Origin of the sequence: Fructobacillus ficulneus, assembly GCF_001047075.2 — a bacterium.
Taxonomy (GTDB): Bacteria; Bacillota; Bacilli; order Lactobacillales; family Lactobacillaceae; genus Fructobacillus; species Fructobacillus ficulneus.
This window is the reverse complement of the sequence record NZ_DF967991.1, coordinates 21,876-24,068: the sequence shown is the minus strand read 5'-3', so window position 1 is coordinate 24,068 and position 2,193 is coordinate 21,876. Positions and strand designations below refer to the sequence as shown.

Below are 2,193 nucleotides of genomic sequence, written 5' to 3'. Positions count from 1 at the left end.
GGATTAAGAGTCCGTTGCTCTACCAACTGAGCTAGCTAACCATGCGTTTCGTTGTCTTAAACAACAAAAAATAGTATACCATGGGAAAGGAAAGTTGACAATAGTTTTTGATAAAATTATTGGAATATTTTTTCAAAAAATTCCAATAAAGGATTAGGCGTTTGCCTCAATCACAACAGTATTTCCTTCAGAATCATGGACCGTCAAGGCAACCTTATTACCGAACCGCTCTTCTTCTTTTTCAACCGGCACAAAGTTATTGGCGAGGTGCTTTTTTAGGTCACTGATATGGTCGCGAACGAGTAACTCAAAGTCGGACCTGGTAGGACCGGTGGTGAAGGTCAAGTCTTGGTGATCAACCACGAGGACACGGTCACTTTGATCACCGCTTTGAGGCAAGTCAAAGACATCGCGCCAGAAACGAAAGGCTCGATTAGGGTCGGTTGCGGGAATAATTTTATGATTAAGTTTACGTGCTTTCATGGTGCCTCCAAATTGTCATTGAAAACTAAAGTGGCAAAGACGAAGAAAATCGCCTAAGTCCTTCTAATTATAAGGCAAAGACCGGGGGATGACTACACTAATTAGGGGGTAAGTGTGGTAAACTTAACCCTATGGCATTATTAGAAGTAAGTGGGCTGTCAATGGCCTACGCAGAAAAAACATTATATGACGACGCTGACTTGGAACTCCAGGCTGGTGAGCACATGGGAATTGTCGGCCAAAACGGGGCTGGTAAGTCAACTTTGATTCGCATCTTGACTGGCCAAATCTTACCTCTGTCAGGTCGCATCGACTGGGCTAAAAACCTTAAAATTGGGTATTTGGACCAGTATGCTGAAATTCCTGAAGGAATGACCTTGGTTGATTTTCTTCATACAGCTTACCAAGACCTGTACGACAAGCAGGATCGGGCAACGGAACTTTACGAAAAGTACGCTGCCACTGCTGATGACAAACTTTTGGAACGCGCTGGTCGCTTGCAAGAAGAGTTAGACGCAGCCGGCTTTTATGAAGTCGATACGGAAATTGAACGAGTGATCTCTGGTTTGGGCTTGGAAGCAATCGGTCGCGACCGTGAACTCGAACATATGTCTGGTGGACAACGTGCCAAGGTTATCTTGGCCAAGCTCTTGCTTGAAAATGACGACGTTATCATCTTGGATGAACCAACCAACTACTTGGATGTCGCCCATATCGAATGGCTCGAAGGGTTCTTACAATCCTTTGAGGGTGCCGCTTTGATTATTTCCCACGACTTTGATTTCTTGGATAAGGTTACTAACGCGATTGCCGACGTTTCCTTTGGTAAGATTACCAAGTATCGTGGTTCTTTCCAAAAGGCTATGCGCCAAAAGGAAGAACGATCAGAGCAACAAATGCGTCAATACGAAAAACAACAGGTCGAAATCGCTAAGGCTGAAAAGTTTATTGCGAAGAACAAGGCCCGGGCTTCTACGTCAAAGCAGGCCAAGTCGCGTGAAAAGATGCTGGCCCGGATGGATAAGGTTGATCCACCTTCAGAAAACTTGAAGGCCAAGTTCGACTTCCCATACGTCAATTCACAATCCGCCGCCGCTTTGACGGTGACCGACTTGTCCGTTGGGTATGACCAAGCCATCTTGGAACCCGTTTCTTTCTCACTGACAACTGAAAAGAAGATCGTCTTTGCTGGATTTAACGGGGCTGGTAAGTCAACTTTGATCAAATCAATTTTGGGCGAAATTCCATCATTAGGTGGTCAGGTTGAATTTTCACCTTCAGCTGTTGTGAACTACTTTGACCAGGACTTGGACTGGGATAACGACCAGCAAACGCCTTTGCAGGCGATGCAGGATATCTTCCCAACCATCTTGCCCAAGGAACTCCGTCAACGTTTAGCTGGAGCCGGAATTAATTCCGAAAACGCGCAAAAGCCTCTTTTCCAACTTTCCGGGGGAGAGCAGACCAAGGTTAAGTTGGCCATCATGGAAATGAAGCCGTCGAACTTCTTGATCTTAGATGAACCAACCAACCACTTGGATGAAGAAACCAAGAATGCCTTGTACAAGGCCATTCGCAACTTCCCAGGAAACGCCATTATCGTTTCCCACGAAGTTTCCTTCACCAAGGACTTAGCAGACCAGACGTTGAACGTGGCTGCTTTGTCATATAAAGAAGATCCAGAGTGATTTTTAAAAAATCTTAATATTA

Annotated in this window: 2 protein-coding genes; one reads left to right on the top strand and one right to left on the bottom strand. The window is 45.1% G+C overall.

Annotated features, from left to right (window positions below; genetic code table 11):
• Positions 1–153: 153 nt before the first annotated feature.
• A complete protein-coding gene (locus tag AOQ29_RS01835; protein WP_061992846.1) occupies positions 154–483 on the bottom strand; it encodes a VOC family protein in 330 nt (109 codons plus the stop codon).
• Positions 484–614: 131 nt separating this feature from the next.
• Between AOQ29_RS01835 and AOQ29_RS01830 the strand changes: the two genes are divergently transcribed.
• Complete coding sequence (locus AOQ29_RS01830; protein WP_061992845.1) at positions 615–2,171, top strand: ABC-F family ATP-binding cassette domain-containing protein; 1,557 nt, start codon at positions 615–617, stop codon at positions 2,169–2,171.
• Positions 2,172–2,193: the final 22 nt, after the last annotated feature.

Excerpts from the sequence above, each read along its gene's own strand:
- AOQ29_RS01830 (WP_061992845.1), top strand. The coding sequence starts at position 615 with ATGGCATTATTAGAAGTAAGTGGGCTGTCAATGGCCTACGCAGAAAAA.
- AOQ29_RS01835 (WP_061992846.1), bottom strand. The coding sequence starts at position 483 with ATGAAAGCACGTAAACTTAATCATAAAATTATTCCCGCAACCGACCCT.